Source organism: Paulownia witches'-broom phytoplasma, assembly GCF_019396865.1.
Taxonomy (GTDB): Bacteria; Bacillota_I; Bacilli_A; order Acholeplasmatales; family Acholeplasmataceae; genus Phytoplasma; species Phytoplasma asteris.
Genome location: NZ_CP066882.1, coordinates 678,981 through 696,087, shown reverse-complemented (window position 1 = coordinate 696,087; position 17,107 = coordinate 678,981). Strand labels below are relative to the sequence as shown.

The following is a 17,107-nucleotide window of genomic DNA, read 5'->3' as shown; positions in this document are numbered from 1 at the left end:
TCCTTTTTATATAATTTTATATATTTATTTTTTTAGTTATAATTTTTTTATAATTTTTATTTTGATAATAATAATAATAATACTCTTAAATTATTGTGTTCTTATAATTATTTTCTATAATTGTATTAATTCCTTTTTTGTGTTAATTCCTTTTTTGAATGACAAACAAAGATACACATACAATAAATAATTAAGCAAAAAATAAATAGAAAAACAAAGCAAAGTTATAATTGCAATTATAGTTTCATTAAACTTATAAATAATCAATAATAATATATTAATAAATAATAAATAATTTTTAAACATTAATCTATTACAAATCTATTACAAATTAATTTTTACTATCAGCTACTAAAAATATAATCACATAATACAAATAAAACTGTTCTTAAAGAACAATTAAAACGATAAATAAAACGATAATAAAAATAATCAAAATAAACCCAATTAAGGAAAAATTTCAATTATATTTTCCAATTCCCAACCATAAATTAAAAATGATAATCAATATAAATAGGTAATGCCATCTTTGTAAATTGCTAAATAAATATTAACTTGCAAACAAATTAATATCACTAGATATTGCTAAATATAATATCTAGAACCGTATAATTCGATAAGTAATCATTGATAAAAATACTCTAAATTGAATTTGTTTAACAACTAAACTCCTCCTTTAAGTTGTTTTTAAGTTGTTTTTAATGCACCAAAATAAAAGTATTTTTGGAGATATTTTAAAATATAATCTAAATATAATATTAAAATATAATCAAAATAATTTTTAATCACAATGATAAAAGGATAAAAGTCCAAAGGGTAAAAAATGGTGGGTGGAAACCTTAAAAAATATTTTGGCAAACAACAAACATTAAAATTAGTTACAAAAGATACCAAATAATTCAATAAGGGTAAAAAAAAATAATTAATTAAAGAAAATAATTTTTGTCTAAACCAATCTCAAAATATTACAATTGAAACATTTAACAAATATTTAATCAACCTTAATTAATAATTAATTTAAGTATTTAATCTAAGAAAACAAATTAGCATCTTAAACACTTTATAAAAAGAAAGTGAATTTAATCACTTTTAAACGTATATATTCCTATTTATATCAATAACAAATAAAATGATAAACGCAATTTTGGTTGCTATTTATCAAAATATTCATTATTTAATAATATACAACAATTATTTTAATTTTGCAAATATTAAAAAAATAAAGATGAAAGGAAATATTAATTTTAAGTATATATAATAAATAAATTACACAAACAAAAGATAAAACAAACATCCTTAAAGACTAGCCTAAAAACTAGTCTTTTTTTTATTATCTTAAATTAACTTTATCCCTATAAAATAACACTCAAACCCATCAAAACACCCTTAAAACCCCAAAAATGAGCATATTTACCGTTTTTTTGAGTTATAATATACTTTAATGGCAGCACTTTAATATACAAACTAGCTATTATATACAAAAAATGTAATAAGGAGCCTTCCAAAATGAAATATTAAACAAAAAAAATAAAATATTATTCCAAATAACAATTTAGCAACTGTATTTATTGACGTCCAAGACAAAGAAACAATTGAACTACCACAAGAACCATATACTTTAGAACAATTATTACAAAATTGCACAACAGCTAAAAATATCTATATCTTTTGGAAATCTCCAAAACCACCAAAAGACATTACTCTTGATGATAGAACAGATTTAAATATATCAGATTGTGAAAAAATGGAGATTACGAAGTGTGGGGTGGAAGCATAAAACCCAAAGGATCTTATAACAAATCTAATCCTCCTGAAAATACTATAACTATAACTAGTGTAGGTAGTTGTGGTTATATTCATTTCCATACTAACCCTTTTTGGTCTGATCAAAATTTATAAATTTTAAAATCTAAAGATGATTCTTTTGATGTTTTGTATTTCTATTTTTATTTAAAACAAAAAGAAAACGAAATTCAAAAAAATTTAAAACAAGGACACATTCCCAATTTCACCCAAAAGCTAATAAAAAAAATAAAAATAACTCTTCCCCCCATTAGAAACACAAAATGAAATAGCCACTTTTTTAAATAAAACCTTAAAACAAATAGAAGAAAAAACAAATTTACTCAATTCTTTAATGAAAGATTTATTAAATAAAACTGATGAACAAAAACAATATTTATTTAATAAATTATTATTTTAACTTACAAACCTTTTATAATTAATACCTTTAAACCCCAGACTCTTTTTACAAAGGGTCTTTTTATTTGTCATTAAATAAATATAGCATAACAAAACAATAAAACAACAAAATAAACAAATTACCTTGAATATTTCTAATAATTCATGTTATAATAAAGTAAATAAATTATATACTATTTATGCACAAAAACTTTTTACCAATTCTTCAATAAAAAAATCAAAATATGTAGAAAATAAGAGGCATTTTATAATAAAAATGTTATAATAAAGCTGTAAATGCAAACAATGGAGGCAAACATGTATCACATTCCAATAGGAATCTCAGGAAGACACACTCACCTATCACAAGAAACACTAGATATTTTATTCGGTCAAAAAAATTATCAACTCACTTTTTTCAAATCCCTCAAACAAACAGGACAATTTGCAGCCCAAGAAAAAATTGATGTTATGAGTCCATCAGGAAAAATTCTTCCACAAGTTCGGATTTTAGGACCCACAAGACCTTTTGACCAAGTAGAAATTAGTCAAAGCGATGCTTTAAGACACGGATTTACAGCTCCTGTTAGATCTTCAGGCGATATTAAAGGTTCAGGCAAAGCCACTTTAATAGGTCTCAAAGGTCAAGTAGACATTGAAGAAGGTGTTATTATTGCCAACAGACATATTCATTTATCTACCCAAGATGCAAAAAATTTTGGCATTACTGACAAACAAATGGTAAGTATTGAAATTGAAGGCATTAAACCTGGCATCTTAAAACAAGTTTTGTGCAGAGTACACCCCGATTTTAAACTTGAATGCCACTTAGATACCGATGACGGCAGTGCTTTTTTACTTAAAAATGGCGATACTGTTAAATTACTGAAATAAATCATTAAAAATAAAAAAATAAATAATTTTGTCAACTTAAATTCTTGCGTTATAAGGATCTTGCAACTCACCCCAAAGACCTTATAACCTATATTTATTTTCACCCCTTAGCAAAACTAACAATATAACTAACAATTATTTTATTTTTTTATTGAACGAAAGACATAAATTTCCTTTCATTTGTGTCTTTCGCTCAATAAAAACTCTTCTTAAAAACGCAAAAAACAAGAAGGAGGTAAAACGGATAAGGATAAAAATTACAAAAACCCAATAAACTTAATTAAAAATTATCCTCAATAAAATCAATGCAAACAACAATTCCATCTTTTAAAAAGTTTCTCAGATCTGAAGTTTTTCGTGACCCTATCTACGGTTATATTTATCTGGAATACGAATTGATTGAAAAATTAATTGATACTTCCGTTTTCCAAAGATTAAGACGTATAAAACAATTAAGCGGCGCTAACATCGTCTTTCATGGAGCAGAACATTCTCGTTTTACACACAGTTTAGGTGTTTATGAACTTGCAAGACGGTTTTTAAAAATCACAAATATTAAAAAACACTTTTCTGAAACCCAAAAATTAATTTTACTAGTATCTTCTTTGTTACATGATATTGGACACGGTGCTTATTCTCATTCTTTTGAAACCTTATTTGACGTAAACCACGAAACGCAAAGTGCACGCATCATCAAACATAACAAAGAAATTGGAGCTTTATTAGACCAAATAAGCCCTGATTTCAAAAACGATGTAGCTAGTGTGATTGAAAAAACAAAAAAATTTCCCTTAATAGAACAAATTTTAACTAGTCAAATTGATATTGACAGACTAGATTATTTAGAACGAGATTCTTATTTTACAGGTGCCACTTATGGGCATATCGATTTAGAACGTTTAATGCGTAGCATGATAATTGAGCCTTATCCTAGCAAAAATAACGAAAAATGTATTGCCTTTAGAAAAAGTGGTGTTTTTGCTATTGAAAATTATTTAATTAACCGCTATCATATGTTCTGGCAAGTTTATTATCATCCCAAAGTAAGAGCTTATAGCACCATTTTAGAAAAAATTTGTAAACGTTTATGTGATTTATTACAAAATAACTATCCTGTAGACCCATACACCCAACCTTTTTACAATTTTGTAAACAATCAAACTAACCTAGACAAATACTTAGCAATTGATGATTATTATATGAACGGTTTAATCCTACATCTTAAAAATAGTAAGGATACCATTTTAAAAAATTTATGTAATGATTTTCTCAATAGACGTATTTGGCACATTTTAGATGATAACGACCAAAACCAAGAACAAATTGCACACATTAAGCAACAATATCACAGCCAAAACATCGATTATATTAAATATTATACTTCAAGTAATACTGCTTTTCAAAATGCTTATTCCGAAAGTAAGCCTAAATTTGAAACCAAAATTTTAATTAAATCTAAGGGAGGACTCAAAAGTCTGAAAGAAGAATCCCCCATTATTAAAAGTTTAATCAAAAGTAGTCCTAAACAAGATAATAAATTTTTTTATCGCCCTTTATAAATCCAAAACTTCCCCTATAAACCCCTCCAAAACAACTTCCCCAATTCTCATACTAACAACAAATCCCAAAAGCCAACATCCATATCAATTTTATTTAAGGAAATCAAATGCATCATACAACCAAAAAAAAATACGGTCAAAATTTTTTAACAGATGTTAATTTATTAAACAAAATTGTAACTAAGGCTTCCATCACAGACAAAAATGTTTTAGAAATTGGACCTGGCAAAGGTGCTTTAACCAAAATTATTGTCCCTCAAGCTAAACGTGTTTTAGCCTATGAAATTGATGCTACTCTCAAACCTTTTTTAAATTTTGAAAATCATAACAATGTTAATATCATTTATGATGATTTTTTAAAAAGAGATTTATTAAAAGATTTTGATCATTATTTTAGTCCTAACTCTCAATTAAGTTTAATTGGTAACTTACCTTATTATATTACCTCACCTATTCTTTTTAAAATTATTGACACTCCCCAAATTAATGATGCTACTATTATGATTCAAAAAGAAGTAGGAATGCGTTTACTGGCTCAACCCAATAACAAAAATTATAACGCTTTATCTGTAATTATTCAATTTCTATTTAGTATTGAAAAAATCCAAGAAGTTAAAAGACATATGTTTTTTCCTGCACCCAAAGTAGACAGTATTGTTATTAAACTTACTAAAAATAACAACATTTGCCCTACTTTCTTGCAACAATTTATCAAGTTTGTAAAAACTTCCTTTAAACAAAAAAGAAAAACTTTACTCAACAACTTATCTTGTCAATTTTTTTTATCCAAAGAAACCATTGTTCCTTTTTTCTTACAACATCACATCCCTTTACAAATTAGAGCCGAACAGGTAACTTTAGAAACTTTTCAAAAATTAACTGTTAAATGGTTTATTTTTTTTAATATGTCATAAAATAATAAAACTTTTCATATTGAAAATAAATCACAAAGTTCATTAGGAAATGATTTTCCCTTTTTCCGATATTAAACATCAATATCAAAAAATTAAATATTAATCTTTTTTTAAATAAAAAACCATTAAAATATTAACTGCATCCAATTATTATTTATATTTTATTTGTAATTTTTAATTTGTATCATTACACAAACCATAAATAATTAATAATAAATAACGAATAATAATTTAGCATTTAATATAAAATGAAGCAAAACTGGAGGCTTAAGAAATGAAAGTTACCGATGTAAAAATTAGAAAAATCAACGGTGAAAGTAGATTAAGAGGAGTTTCTTCAATCACTTTTGAAAACCAATTTGTAGTTAATGACATCCGAATTATAGAAGGAGAAAGAGGTATATTTATTGCTATGCCAAGTAGAAAAACTTCCAAAGGCAACTTTAGAGATATCGCTCATCCCATCAATTCAGAAACCCGTCAACTAATTGAAAATTGCATCAAAAACAAATACCAAGATTTGCTAGATAACCCTCCACAAGAAGAAGATTTTTCTCAAAATTCTGAAAATTAATAATTATTAACTTTAAAAAATTCCAGATTTTTTTGGAATTTTTTTTACATGTTTTGAATTCAAAACGCCATTTTATTAAAAAAATTTTGCAAATGCGAAACTAAAACCCAAAACTAACAAACAACTCATCCATTAACACTTTTTCCAAAAATACTTTACATTACTAAAATATTTACAATTATATTTATCCAAAAAAATTAAGCAAAGAGGTACAAAAATTTGTCTTGTTGCAGCAATTCTTCATCCATCCACAATCACGAACACAACGATAAAAAACCATTAATTTGTTTTGTTATAGGAACATTTTTATATAGTTTATTTGCTCTATATTTGCATTCTCACAATTGCACAAACACACTAGTATTAGTTCTTGTTTCTTTGGCACTTTTATTTTTAATCGGCTATCATGTTATTTTAGAAGGCTTTATAGAAACTTGGCAAGATACTTGCAAATTAAAAAAATTCACTCCCAACATTCATATTTTAATGACTTTAGCGGCTCTGGGAGCTTTATATTTAAAAAACTACAACGACGGCATTTTATTAATTGTCATATTTTCAGGAGCTTCTTTTTTAGAAGAATACGTTGAGGCAAAAAGTCAAAAAGAAATCAAAAATCTCTTAAAGCTTCAAGTAGCAGAAGCAAGATTACAAAAAGAAGACGGCAGCACTGAAATTATTCCTTCCAAACTACTAAAAATCAATGATTTAGTCTTAATTTTACCAGGCGACCAAATCCCTACTGACGGCGTCATTGTTTCGGGAAATCCCAACATTAACGAAGCTAACATTACAGGTGAAGGCATTCCTTGTGACAAACAACCAGGCGATTTTGTCTACGGCAGCACCATTAACGGCAGCAACCATTTTGTTATGCGTGTCACAGCTACTAACGAAAAGACTGTTTTTGCCCAAATTGTAAGATTAGTAAGCCAAACCCAAAACAATATTTCCAAAACTGCTACTTTAATTAAAAAAATAGAACCAATTTATGTAAAAACCGTTATGGCAACAGTTGTTGTTGTCCTTGGTCTTGCAGGAATACTACATTTTACTGAACCAAGTAATCCCAATTTCGAATTTAGCAATTGGCTACACAAAACAATGATTTTTTTAACTGTATCATCTCCATGTGCCCTAGCTGCAGCTGACATTCCTTCCACTCTTGCAGCTATTTCTAACCTCACTAAAAAAGGGGTTTTATTCAAAAACGGCAGATCTTTGGAAAAAATGGCAGATATCAAAGCTTTTTCATGCGACAAAACAGGCACCCTTACCGAAGGCAAACCTCAAGTAACTGATGTTTATGTAGCCCCCGAAATCTCTGAAGAAAAGTATCACAAATATTTAGATATATTATTAGGGATGGAACAAAAATCCAACCATCCTTTAGCACTAGCTATTAAAAACCATTTCCACCACAAATCTCACCTCCAAATGGAAATTACTAGCTCAGTTGGCATCGGCCTTGAAACTTTTTATCAAAACAATCATTATAAAATTGCCAAAGCTACTGCTTTTACCCAAACTCCAATCTGTGCATCTTTACAAGCCAAAACGCAAAAATTTTTATCCGAAGGCAAAACCATCGTTTATTTTAGTTGTAATAATCACATTGTTATGGCTTTAGCTCTTTTGGATAAATTACGTCCTCAAGCTTATCATTTAATGCAATACTTCAACCATAAAAACATCTATACTGCAGTAATTACAGGAGATACCCAACAAAGCGCTTACATCTTACAAAAAAAACTTCATCTCAAAGCAGCTTGGGGAGATATTCTACCTGCCTATAAACTAGAAAAAGTTCAAGAACTACAAAAAGAAAAAGGCACTACAGTAATGGTAGGTGATGGTGTCAATGATGCTCCTGCCCTTACAGCTGCTGATGTAGGAATTGCGATGCAAAACGGTACTGATGTGGCAATGGATGTAGCAGATGCAGTTTTAATGCAAAACGATTTATCAAAAATTATATATACTCACCAAGTAGCTGTCAAACTACGCAAAATCATTTGGCAAAATATTATTTTTGCTATGGTAGTAGTTTGTATCTTGAATCTTTGTAATCTTTTTGGAGACATGAATTTACCTTGGGCAGTCACTTGCCATGAAGGAAGCACACTTTTAGTTATTTTCAATGGATTAAGACTATTACAAAGTCCCAAAAACCCCAAACTAAAAGACAAAAAGAAAAACACAAAATCTTTTAATAAATAATTTAATTTATTAACCTCATTATAAAAGACAGCACAAAGACAAAAAAACCACCCTAAAAGGGTGGTTTTTTATTTACATATTAAGATTCAAAACATAATTTAAAAGAGTGTTAAATTTGGAAGTATTTTATTTGAGTATAATGAAATCTCTTATTATTAAATAATTATCAATATAAAAGTTATTACAATATATAAAATATTTAATCTTGTTCAAATGTTTTATCACGTTTTAATTTAAGATAAAAAGTTGCAAAAATTAATAATGTAATGATAAAACAAATAAAATTACTAAGAAAAATACTCAAACCTACTCCCATTACACCTTGATTTAAAAAGTGTTTGGAAAAAAGAACAATAAAAAAGATACGAATTAAAGTTCTTAAAAAATTCAGATAAACCGAAGGTCCTACGCGTTTAAAAGCTAATAAAAAATTAAACATAATAATAGAACCACACGATAACCATAAGCTAGTAGTTTCAAAAAATAATAATGTACGGAAAGCATCTTGTTCCAAACTAGGAATCTTTTCCCAAGGACTATCATGAAATAATGGCAAAATTAACTTATAACCAAAAATATTAATCAAAGAACCTATTAAAGCCAAAACACACATACAAAAAATAATTTTTTTGAATGCTTCAAAGACCCTATTAAGATTGTTATGACCTAAATTTTGAGATATAATAGCATTTTGGGAATCAGAAAAAGAGTTAAGTGCATTATAAAAGACATTATTAATAGTTACTGCTAAGGCTAAATTAGCTCCAATTTGGGAACTACTAATTCCTTGAGGATCACCGTACCATTCTTTAACAATGATACTTACAATTAATTTGCCAACACTATAAATACTAATACTAGCACAAACAGGAATAGCTAATTTAGAAAGTTTTTTCAAAAATTCTTTATCAAAACTGATTTTGGATAAAATAATACGGAAGGGATTTTTGCTGTCAAAAAATAAAAACCACAAAGCAAATAAAGTAACAATTCCGTTAGAAATCAAAGTAGCCAAAGCCAAAGAAACCATGGAAGAATTCCAATAATGAAAAAGAACAAAAGAAAAAATAATTTTAGCAGAAGCGTTTAAAATATTTAAAAAAAGAGCAATTTTGTTATTACCTTTGGCACGCTCCAAACTTAAAAAAACTGTATTTATAATGATACAAACAAGCGACAATATAATAAGATTATAATATTTAATGCCTTCATTGTTTTCAATTGCATTTTGACTAATTTTTAAAATATTAGTTGCAATGAAACTTTTAAAAACAAAAATGCATAAAAAGACCAAAATAAAGCCAGTTAAAATGGAAAGAACAAACGTTTTTGCCAAATAAAGGTGCATTTTATTAATATTATTTTGTCCATAAGCACGCCCTACTAAAATAACTCCTCCTGTGGCAATAGAAATACCAAAAGGAACAAGAATACCTTTAAATATATGTACGCGACTTACAAAGGTAAGTTGATTATCTGAAATTTGATTTCTTTTTAAAATAAAAAGATCAATAGCATCTGATGCATTTTGAAAAATCCAATAAATAATGATAGGAAAGGTAAAATAAAAAATTACTTTCCATAAGTTTCCTTCTAATAAAAATTTTCTATTTCTTTTTTCATTAATTAAAATTTGTGTTGTTGCTTTTGATTTAACCAAAAAAAACCTCCATCTAATGTTTTGGTTGGGTCAAACAACTTGAAAATATGTGTAAATAAAAGCTATAACACATATTATATTTTATCAAAATTAGAGGGGTTTTGGGAGGCAAAAGGTGATATTTAGAGGAGGCGCGCTAACTATATTTCATTTATTTAGATAACTAACCATTTTTGACAGCTACCCTCAATTTAGCAGAGATACTACGCGAATTATTTTGCATTTCTTCCTCACTTGGCAAAAAAGCTTTTTTAGTAATAATACTTAAAGGAGTTTGGGGCATAATTGTAATAGGCAACTTTTTAGGCAAAACAAAAGTACTATGTTTTTTAAAAAAATGTTTAACAATGCGGTCTTCTAACGAATGAAAACTAATAACTACTATCCTGGCATTGGGTTTTAACAAATCAAGACTTTGTTCCAAGGCTTGTTTTAAAGATTCTAATTCTTGGTTAACTTCGATACGCAATGCTTGAAATATTTTTTTAGCACTATGTCCTTTTTGGCGATTGCAAAATCGATCAGTGATGGCAACCAAATCATAAGATGTGCGCAAAGGTCTTTGTTTAATAATTTCTGAGGCAACCAAAGCAGCATTTTTAACTTCACCATAAACCTTAAAAATATTTTTTAATTGTGCAAAGGAGTAATTATTTAAAATATATTGTGCAGTAATTGTTTGATTAACATTCATTCTCATATCTAAAGGGGTGTTGTGCAAATAACTAAATCCTCTTTGGGGATTGTCAATTTGACAAGAAGATAGCCCTAAATCAAATAAAATACCATCTAATTGAAAAACATTTCGTTGTGCTAATCGGGTTTTTAAATGCGAAAAGTTGCTATGAATTATTTCAATTGGCAAATGTGGTGGCAAGATTTTTTTAGCGTTTGTGCAAGCTTCTACATCTTGGTCAAAAGAATATAAAAACCCTTGTTGTAAAAGATTTGCAATTTCTATAGTATGCCCACATTGTCCTAAAGTGGCATCTACATAAATACCTTCGGGCTTTATCTTTAAAAAATCTATGGCTTCTTGTTTGAGAACTGAAATGTGGTTAAAATGTGTTTTATTCATGGATTTTACCTCACTTGCAAAGTTAAAAAATGTGATTAAAAATAATAAATGGTGGAAAAATAAAAGGAAGGTGAGAGATGAATTGCAATTATAAAAAAAATAGTTAAATTACACAATATTATTTGTAATTTAACTTATTTTATCAATTGTGAAATCGTACCTAAATATTAATTACTTAAAGACAAATTTAACTTTATCATTAATAATTTCTTCCAAAGCTTTACCAACTACTTTATTACACACAAGTTCAGGCAATTCTTTTTTTTGAGCTTCTATCACATGAGCAGTTTTGCTTGCAATATGAACTAATTTGTATTTGGAATTAATTTGATCCAACAATTTATCAATCGAAGGATAGATCAAACCTTCCTTATTGTATTTTTTTTTATTTGGGTTACTATTGTTCTGCATAACCATTATCCTCCAATATTTTTAAATAATTACGAATACTGCGTTTCGTTTTGGCATGTTCTGCTCTAATAATTGCAATAATACGGTCAGCAGCATTAGCCACTTCATCATTTACTACAATATAATCGTATTTGTGAGCTAAGTGAAACTCGTTATTGGCTTTGGCAATTCGTTTTGCAATATTTGCTTCTTGTTCAGTGCCGCGTTTTTTTAAACGATCGTAGAGAGTTTTTTTTTCAGGCGGAACCAAAAAAATAAAAACTGTGTTTGGCATACGCTTTTTTCTTAAATGAGTGGCTCCTTCAACTTCAATTTCTAAAAACACTTCTTTTCTTTGTTTTAAAAAATCTTGAATTTGCTTTTTAGGAGTTCCATAATAATGATCAATAAATTTAGCCCATTCTAAAAAACAATTATTTTCAATCCCTTTTTCAAATTGTTCTTTAGTTAGAAAATGGTAATCTTTACCGTCTTGTTCACCTGGTCGCGGTTTTCTGGTAGTAGCGGAAACAGAATACACAAAATTATGATTAGTCATTTCAAACAAAGCTTTTCTCACAGTGGCTTTGCCAACTCCTGAAGGTCCTGAAAGAACTATTAAAAGTCCTTTTTTATTTAATTTCATGTTAACTTTACCTTTTTTATTAAATTTTGTTAAATTGCTTAATAATATTAGTTGTGCTTCAATAATTTTAAAAATTAAGATTAAAATTAAAAGTGGCTTTGATTAAAATACACAATTGCCACCAAAAATTAATATTGATGTTAATATTGATTAATTAACAATAATATTTAATAATTTATTGGGAATATAAATCATATTTTGAATGTTTTTATGACGTACAAACTTATTAACTTTTGTATCTTGCAAAGCTAGAGTTTTAATTTGTTCTGAAGACAAATCACAAGGAAGTTCCAAAACAGCTCTTAATTTACTATTTACTTGCACAATAATTTTTACTTGCAGTTGTTCTAAATGAGTTTTATCATGCAAAGGCCAAGTTAAAGCAACTAGTTGGTTGTTATTTTTCAAAATAGTTTGATTAATTTCTTCTGTCAAGTGAGGAGCAATCGGATTTAATAGTTGCAAAAAGGTCTGTGCTTGTTTTTTGCCTATTTTTTGATGTTTATAAACTTGATTGACAAAAATCATTAATTGACTAATAACTTTATTGAATTTCAATTTTTCATAATCTTGGGTTGTTTGAAAAATGGTTTGATGATAAATAGCGTTTAGAGAAGTTTCAAAATCATTTGGCATTGCAAAAGAAAACATTTGATAAACTCTATTTAAAAAACGTTGTATTCCTTTGAAACCTTTTTCACACCAACTTTTAATATCTTCTAACGGACCCATAAACATGATATAAATTCGCAGTACATCAGCGCCGTAGCGTGCAAGCATTAAAGAAGAACTTACGCCGTTGCCTTTGGATTTGGACATTTTAGTGTGATCATTTCCCAAAATAATACCTTGATTAACTAATTTTTGAAAAGGTTCTTTGGTAGAAACTAAACCCAGATCGTATAAAAACTTATGCCAAAAACGTGCATAAAGTAAATGACCAACAGCGTGTTCTGTTCCTCCAATGTATAAGTCTACTGGCAAATAATAGTCAAGTAGTTCTTTTGCTTTGGTGGTATTTAATGGGATTAGACCCAAATAATTTTTCAAAATATAGCCAATATAGTACCAAGAACTACCTGCAAGTTGTGGCATAGTGTTAGAATCTCTGCGATATTTTTTGCCATCTTTTTCAAAATATAGCCAAAAATGGGCTTTGGAGAGAGGCGATTCGCCTGTGCCTGATGGTTTGATTTGTTCCAAAAAAGGAAGTTCTATGGGCAAGTTTGCGTCGCTATCAGTATAAATTTTATTGTTGGTGTCATCATAATAAATGGGGAAGGGTTCTGCCCAATATCGTTGGCGCGAAAACACCCAATCACGCAATTTATAAGTATAATGAGAGTACCCGTGATTATTTTTTTCTAAAAATTGCAACATTTTAGTTTTGGCTTGTTCGTTATTAAGACCATTTAAAAAATCACTATTGATGTGGATCCCTTCTCCCGTATAAGCTTCAGTTAAGGGAGGGTTGGTTTGGTTGGCGGTAGGATTTTCAAAATCAGAAGACAGGGGGGTTATAACTTGAATCATTTTTAGACCATGTTTTTGAGCAAACTCAAAATCTCTTTGATCATGACAAGGAACAGACATTAAAGCACCTGTGCCATAATGAGGAAGGACATAATCAGCAATCCAGATAGGAATTTTGGTGTTATTGCAAGGATTAATTGCAAAACTACCCGTAAAAACACCTGTTTTGTCTTTATTGATGTCTCTTTCTAAGTCTTTTTTTTGTTTGGTTAATTCCAAATAATTGTTAACTGCTTGTTGGTATTCGGGTTTGGTGAGTTGTAAGGCTAATTCGTGTTCGGGCGCTATTACTAAAAAAGTTACACCAAAAAGAGTATCAGGGCGAGTGGTGAAAGTTTTTAAAGTTATTTTTTGGTCAGAAACTGGAAAAGAGACGATTGCACCTTGATTTTTGCCAATCCAATTAGCTTGCATTTCTTTCACATTTAAAGGCCAATTAACTAAATTAAGGTCGTCTAAAAGTCTGTCTGCATATTGAGTTATTTTTAAAACCCATTGTTTCATCTTTTTTTTAACAACTGGATGATTGCCTCTTTCAGAAAACATCCCTTTTTCATTAGAAATTACTTCTTCATTAGCAAGCGCTGTTCCTAAATTAGGGCAAAAATTTACTTCTGTATTTTTGAGAACTGCTAGTCCTTTTTCGTAAAGTTTTTTAAAAATCCATTGAGTCCAGGCATAAAAATAAGGATCTGAGGTGGCAAATTCTCTATCCCAATCAACACTTTTACCAATACTTTGAATTTGTTTTTTAAAATTATTGATGTTTTCATAAGTAAAAGTGCGGGGGGTTTTGCCTGTTTGTAAAGCATATTGTTCGGCAGGCAGCCCAAATGAATCCCAACCAAAAGGATGCAAAACATTAAAACCTTGCATGCGTTTGAACCTACTCATAATATCGCTTGCAGTATAACCTTCAATATGGCCTACATGAAGCCCTTCAGAAGAAGGATAAGGAAACATATCAAGACAATAAAATTTCTTTTGTGAAAAGTTATCTTGAGTTTTGAACACCTTATTTTGTTGCCAATAAAGTTGCCATTTATGTTCTATTTGTTTAAAATCATAAATTAATTTTGTCATACTCGAAAGCCTTCTATATTTGTTTTAACTTTTATAATGTGTTATAATGTGGGAATAAATTTAAATTAATTGTGAAAATGATTGAAAAAGAAAATTAGTTAGTTTAAGGGGTGTTTTTGGTGATGTAAAAAACGATATCTTGAACGGTTTTAAAATTTTGTAAAGTTGCATCACTAATGTTGATTTGAAATGTTTTTTCTACTTCCATAACTAGTTCTAAAGCGTCTAGCGAATCAAGTCCTAAATCTTCTTTAAAACGAGTGTCTAAAGTAATTGTAGAAGCGTCTAAAGATAATTGGGTGGCAATTAAAGCTTTAATTTTTTCAAAAACCATTTTTTTATTTCTCCTTCAAAAAAGCAATAATTGCTTAATAATATTATAATAAAAAAATCTTTTTTTAATTTTTGCATTTGCCAAAATAAAAAAAAGTAAATTATTTGCTTGTGGTTTGGTGTGTAAGTTTGCAAAATAAGGTGGTCTGAAATGAAGTTATTTTGATTGTAAGTTATAAAAAGGTGCCTATTTACAAGAAACAAACTAAAATATTTTATTCAAATAATTTAGTTTGCCAATGAGAAATTATTTAATTTTGGAAGTGTTTTTATTGAAATAAAATTTCGTTAACTTTTTTTTCGTCTAATTGATTTACTAACAAAGTTAAAAGTTTAACAGTGTTTATGATGTCTTGTTTGTGAACTACAGAAGTGTGGGAATGAATGTAGCGTACAGGAACGCCAAAAGATAAGGAAGCAGCTCCTTCGCGCACTAAATGCATAGTTGCAGCATCAGTTCTACCACCACTGCCACTTATTTCTTGCACAGGGATATTGTTTTGGTCAGCGATTTTAAGGACAAAATTACGCAATCCTTTGTGAGCGACTAAGCCCACATCATAAACTAAAACTTGAGGACCTTTTCCTAGAGTGTGCCCTTCTTTTTCGCCCCCTGGAACATCATTTCCAATACCAGTATCAACAGCAATAGCAATTTGAGGGTGTACTTTGTGAGCACTGGTTTGAGCTCCGCGTAGTCCTACTTCTTCTTGGGTAGTAAAAACACCAAAAAATTGATTGGTAGTAGGATTGACATTTTGTAAAACTTGCATCACAATTGCAACTCCCACGCGATTATCTAAGGCTTTTGCAAGGAGATAATCAGAATTACCAAGCGTGCTGAATTCTATATAAGGAGTTATCATATCACCAACACGAACGCCTAATTTTAAGGCTTCTTCTTTATTGGCCACTCCAATATCTAAATACATAGAAGAAGTGTTGATAACTTGATTGCGCTCTTGAAAAGACATTACATGCGGAGGTTTGCAACCAGTAACTGCTTTAAGAACGCCTTTATCGGTGTGAATTTGCCAAACTTGAGCAAGCATTACTTGAGAAAACCAACCACCAAGAGTTTGGAATTTGATAAAACCTTCTGGAGTAATTTGCTTAACTATTAAGCCTATTTCATCCAAATGTCCTGCAAACATAATGCGAGGTCCTGTTTTTCCTTTACAAGCAATCACAGAGCCTAAATTATCATATTCGATAGAGTCTACTTGGTTTTTGATTTTGTCAACTACATAATTAGCAACTGCTTTTTCTTGACCTGGAATACCATTTAACATTGTTAAATCTTTTAATAAAGAAATTAAATCACTCATTTTCATTCTCCTTTTTGGGTGCGTGTAAACTAGCGGTTTGGAATTGTTTAATTCCTATAAATGTAAGATAAATACTGTGCATTAAAGATAAAAAAGCAAATGATTTTAAAATGATATCTTTTAAGTTTTCAAATAAATTGCTACCTAATCCGAAACAACCAAATCCAAACATTAAAAGATATAAAATGAAAAATGAAAAGTTTTGTTTCTTGAAATAATTAATATTTAAATTGATGAAGCTGTGAAGAACAAACATCAATGATAAACAATAGTTAAAAGTTAAAAGTTTGCCAACTAAAGGGTTTTTGGTTTGGAAATCATCAATATTTAAAAAGCCTAATCCCGGTAACAAAAAGGCAGTAACAATGACAAAAACAAAGACAAAAGCTTCTAGGGCAAAGAAAAAACGAAGCTTGGATAAAGTTTTTTTGTATTTTTTAAAAACTACTAAATAAGTAAATAGCGATAAAAGGACACCTAAGAAAAATAATCCTAGTTGGAATTTCAGACTTCCAAGTTGGAAAGTTTGGTCAAAAAAACAACATCCAGCTACCAAAAGGAAAAAAGTTGCCAATAATAAAGAGTAAAATCCTTGTAAACGTTTTTGTTTTATTTGATTCATTATATTATATAACTCCTATTTTATTTTTTCTAATTATTGTAAAATGAAAAATTAAAAAATAATTATTCATGAAAAAACATACAAATCAAGTT

At 28.8% G+C, this 17,107-nt stretch carries 14 protein-coding genes; 6 read left to right on the top strand and 8 right to left on the bottom strand.

The genetic code is table 11. From position 1 onward, the window contains the following. Positions 1 to 1,932 precede the first annotated feature (1,932 nt). The 6 genes from HGD80_RS05755 to HGD80_RS03680 all read left to right on the top strand — a co-directional run bounded on the left by HGD80_RS05755 (position 1,933) and on the right by HGD80_RS03680 (position 8,342). Positions 1,933 to 2,070 carry a restriction endonuclease subunit S gene (locus tag HGD80_RS05755; protein ID WP_219474566.1) on the top strand — a complete coding sequence of 46 codons (138 nt, stop codon included), beginning with the start codon at positions 1,933 to 1,935 and terminating at the stop codon, positions 2,068 to 2,070. A gap of 417 nt (positions 2,071 to 2,487) precedes the next feature. Further along, the gene (locus HGD80_RS03700; RefSeq protein ID WP_225904334.1) at positions 2,488 to 3,075 is read left to right on the top strand and encodes a phosphate propanoyltransferase; all 588 of its coding nucleotides are present in this window, start codon (positions 2,488 to 2,490) and stop codon (positions 3,073 to 3,075) included. Positions 3,076 to 3,380: 305 nt separating this feature from the next. Then, positions 3,381 to 4,634, top strand: a complete 1,254-nt coding sequence (locus HGD80_RS03695) for an HD domain-containing protein (protein WP_219474563.1) — start codon at positions 3,381 to 3,383, stop codon at positions 4,632 to 4,634. Between the two features lie 107 nt (positions 4,635 to 4,741). After that, complete coding sequence (gene rsmA, locus HGD80_RS03690; protein WP_219474560.1) at positions 4,742 to 5,548, top strand: 16S rRNA (adenine(1518)-N(6)/adenine(1519)-N(6))-dimethyltransferase RsmA; 807 nt, start codon at positions 4,742 to 4,744, stop codon at positions 5,546 to 5,548. Between the two features lie 274 nt (positions 5,549 to 5,822). Further along, a complete protein-coding gene (spoVG, locus tag HGD80_RS03685) occupies positions 5,823 to 6,122 on the top strand; it encodes a septation regulator SpoVG (RefSeq protein WP_034172172.1) in 300 nt (99 codons plus the stop codon). Positions 6,123 to 6,341: 219 nt separating this feature from the next. Beyond that, entirely contained in the window at positions 6,342 to 8,342 is a 2,001-nt protein-coding gene (locus HGD80_RS03680) for a heavy metal translocating P-type ATPase (protein ID WP_219474558.1), read from the top strand. A 199-nt stretch (positions 8,343 to 8,541) separates the two neighbouring features. On the opposite strand, the gene HGD80_RS03675 is transcribed toward HGD80_RS03680, so the two are convergent. From HGD80_RS03675 to HGD80_RS03640, 8 genes are all read right to left on the bottom strand, one after another. Continuing rightward, positions 8,542 to 10,002 carry an MATE family efflux transporter gene (locus HGD80_RS03675; RefSeq protein ID WP_219474556.1) on the bottom strand — a complete coding sequence of 487 codons (1,461 nt, stop codon included), beginning with the start codon at positions 10,000 to 10,002 and terminating at the stop codon, positions 8,542 to 8,544. A gap of 163 nt (positions 10,003 to 10,165) precedes the next feature. Continuing rightward, entirely contained in the window at positions 10,166 to 11,080 is a 915-nt protein-coding gene (gene rsmH / locus HGD80_RS03670; protein WP_219474553.1) for a 16S rRNA (cytosine(1402)-N(4))-methyltransferase RsmH, read from the bottom strand. A gap of 171 nt (positions 11,081 to 11,251) precedes the next feature. Next, the gene (locus HGD80_RS03665) at positions 11,252 to 11,497 is read right to left on the bottom strand and encodes a DNA-directed RNA polymerase subunit omega (RefSeq protein ID WP_219474550.1); all 246 of its coding nucleotides are present in this window, start codon (positions 11,495 to 11,497) and stop codon (positions 11,252 to 11,254) included. Then, the gene (gene gmk / locus HGD80_RS03660) at positions 11,478 to 12,116 is read right to left on the bottom strand and encodes a guanylate kinase (protein ID WP_219474548.1); all 639 of its coding nucleotides are present in this window, start codon (positions 12,114 to 12,116) and stop codon (positions 11,478 to 11,480) included. The genes HGD80_RS03665 and gmk overlap by 20 nt, the downstream gene beginning before the upstream one ends. A 150-nt stretch (positions 12,117 to 12,266) precedes the next feature. Next, the gene (gene leuS, locus HGD80_RS03655; protein WP_219474546.1) at positions 12,267 to 14,732 is read right to left on the bottom strand and encodes a leucine--tRNA ligase; all 2,466 of its coding nucleotides are present in this window, start codon (positions 14,730 to 14,732) and stop codon (positions 12,267 to 12,269) included. A 103-nt stretch (positions 14,733 to 14,835) separates the two neighbouring features. Further along, on the bottom strand, positions 14,836 to 15,066 hold the full coding sequence (acpP, locus tag HGD80_RS03650) for an acyl carrier protein (protein WP_011161081.1): 231 nt from the start codon (positions 15,064 to 15,066) through the stop codon (positions 14,836 to 14,838). Between the two features lie 268 nt (positions 15,067 to 15,334). Beyond that, a complete protein-coding gene (locus HGD80_RS03645) occupies positions 15,335 to 16,393 on the bottom strand; it encodes a M42 family metallopeptidase (protein WP_225904333.1) in 1,059 nt (352 codons plus the stop codon). Then, positions 16,386 to 17,015 (bottom strand): hypothetical protein, encoded by a 630-nt coding sequence (locus HGD80_RS03640; protein WP_219474543.1) that lies wholly within the window; start codon positions 17,013 to 17,015, stop codon positions 16,386 to 16,388. The genes HGD80_RS03645 and HGD80_RS03640 overlap by 8 nt, the downstream gene beginning before the upstream one ends. Positions 17,016 to 17,107 lie beyond the last annotated feature (92 nt).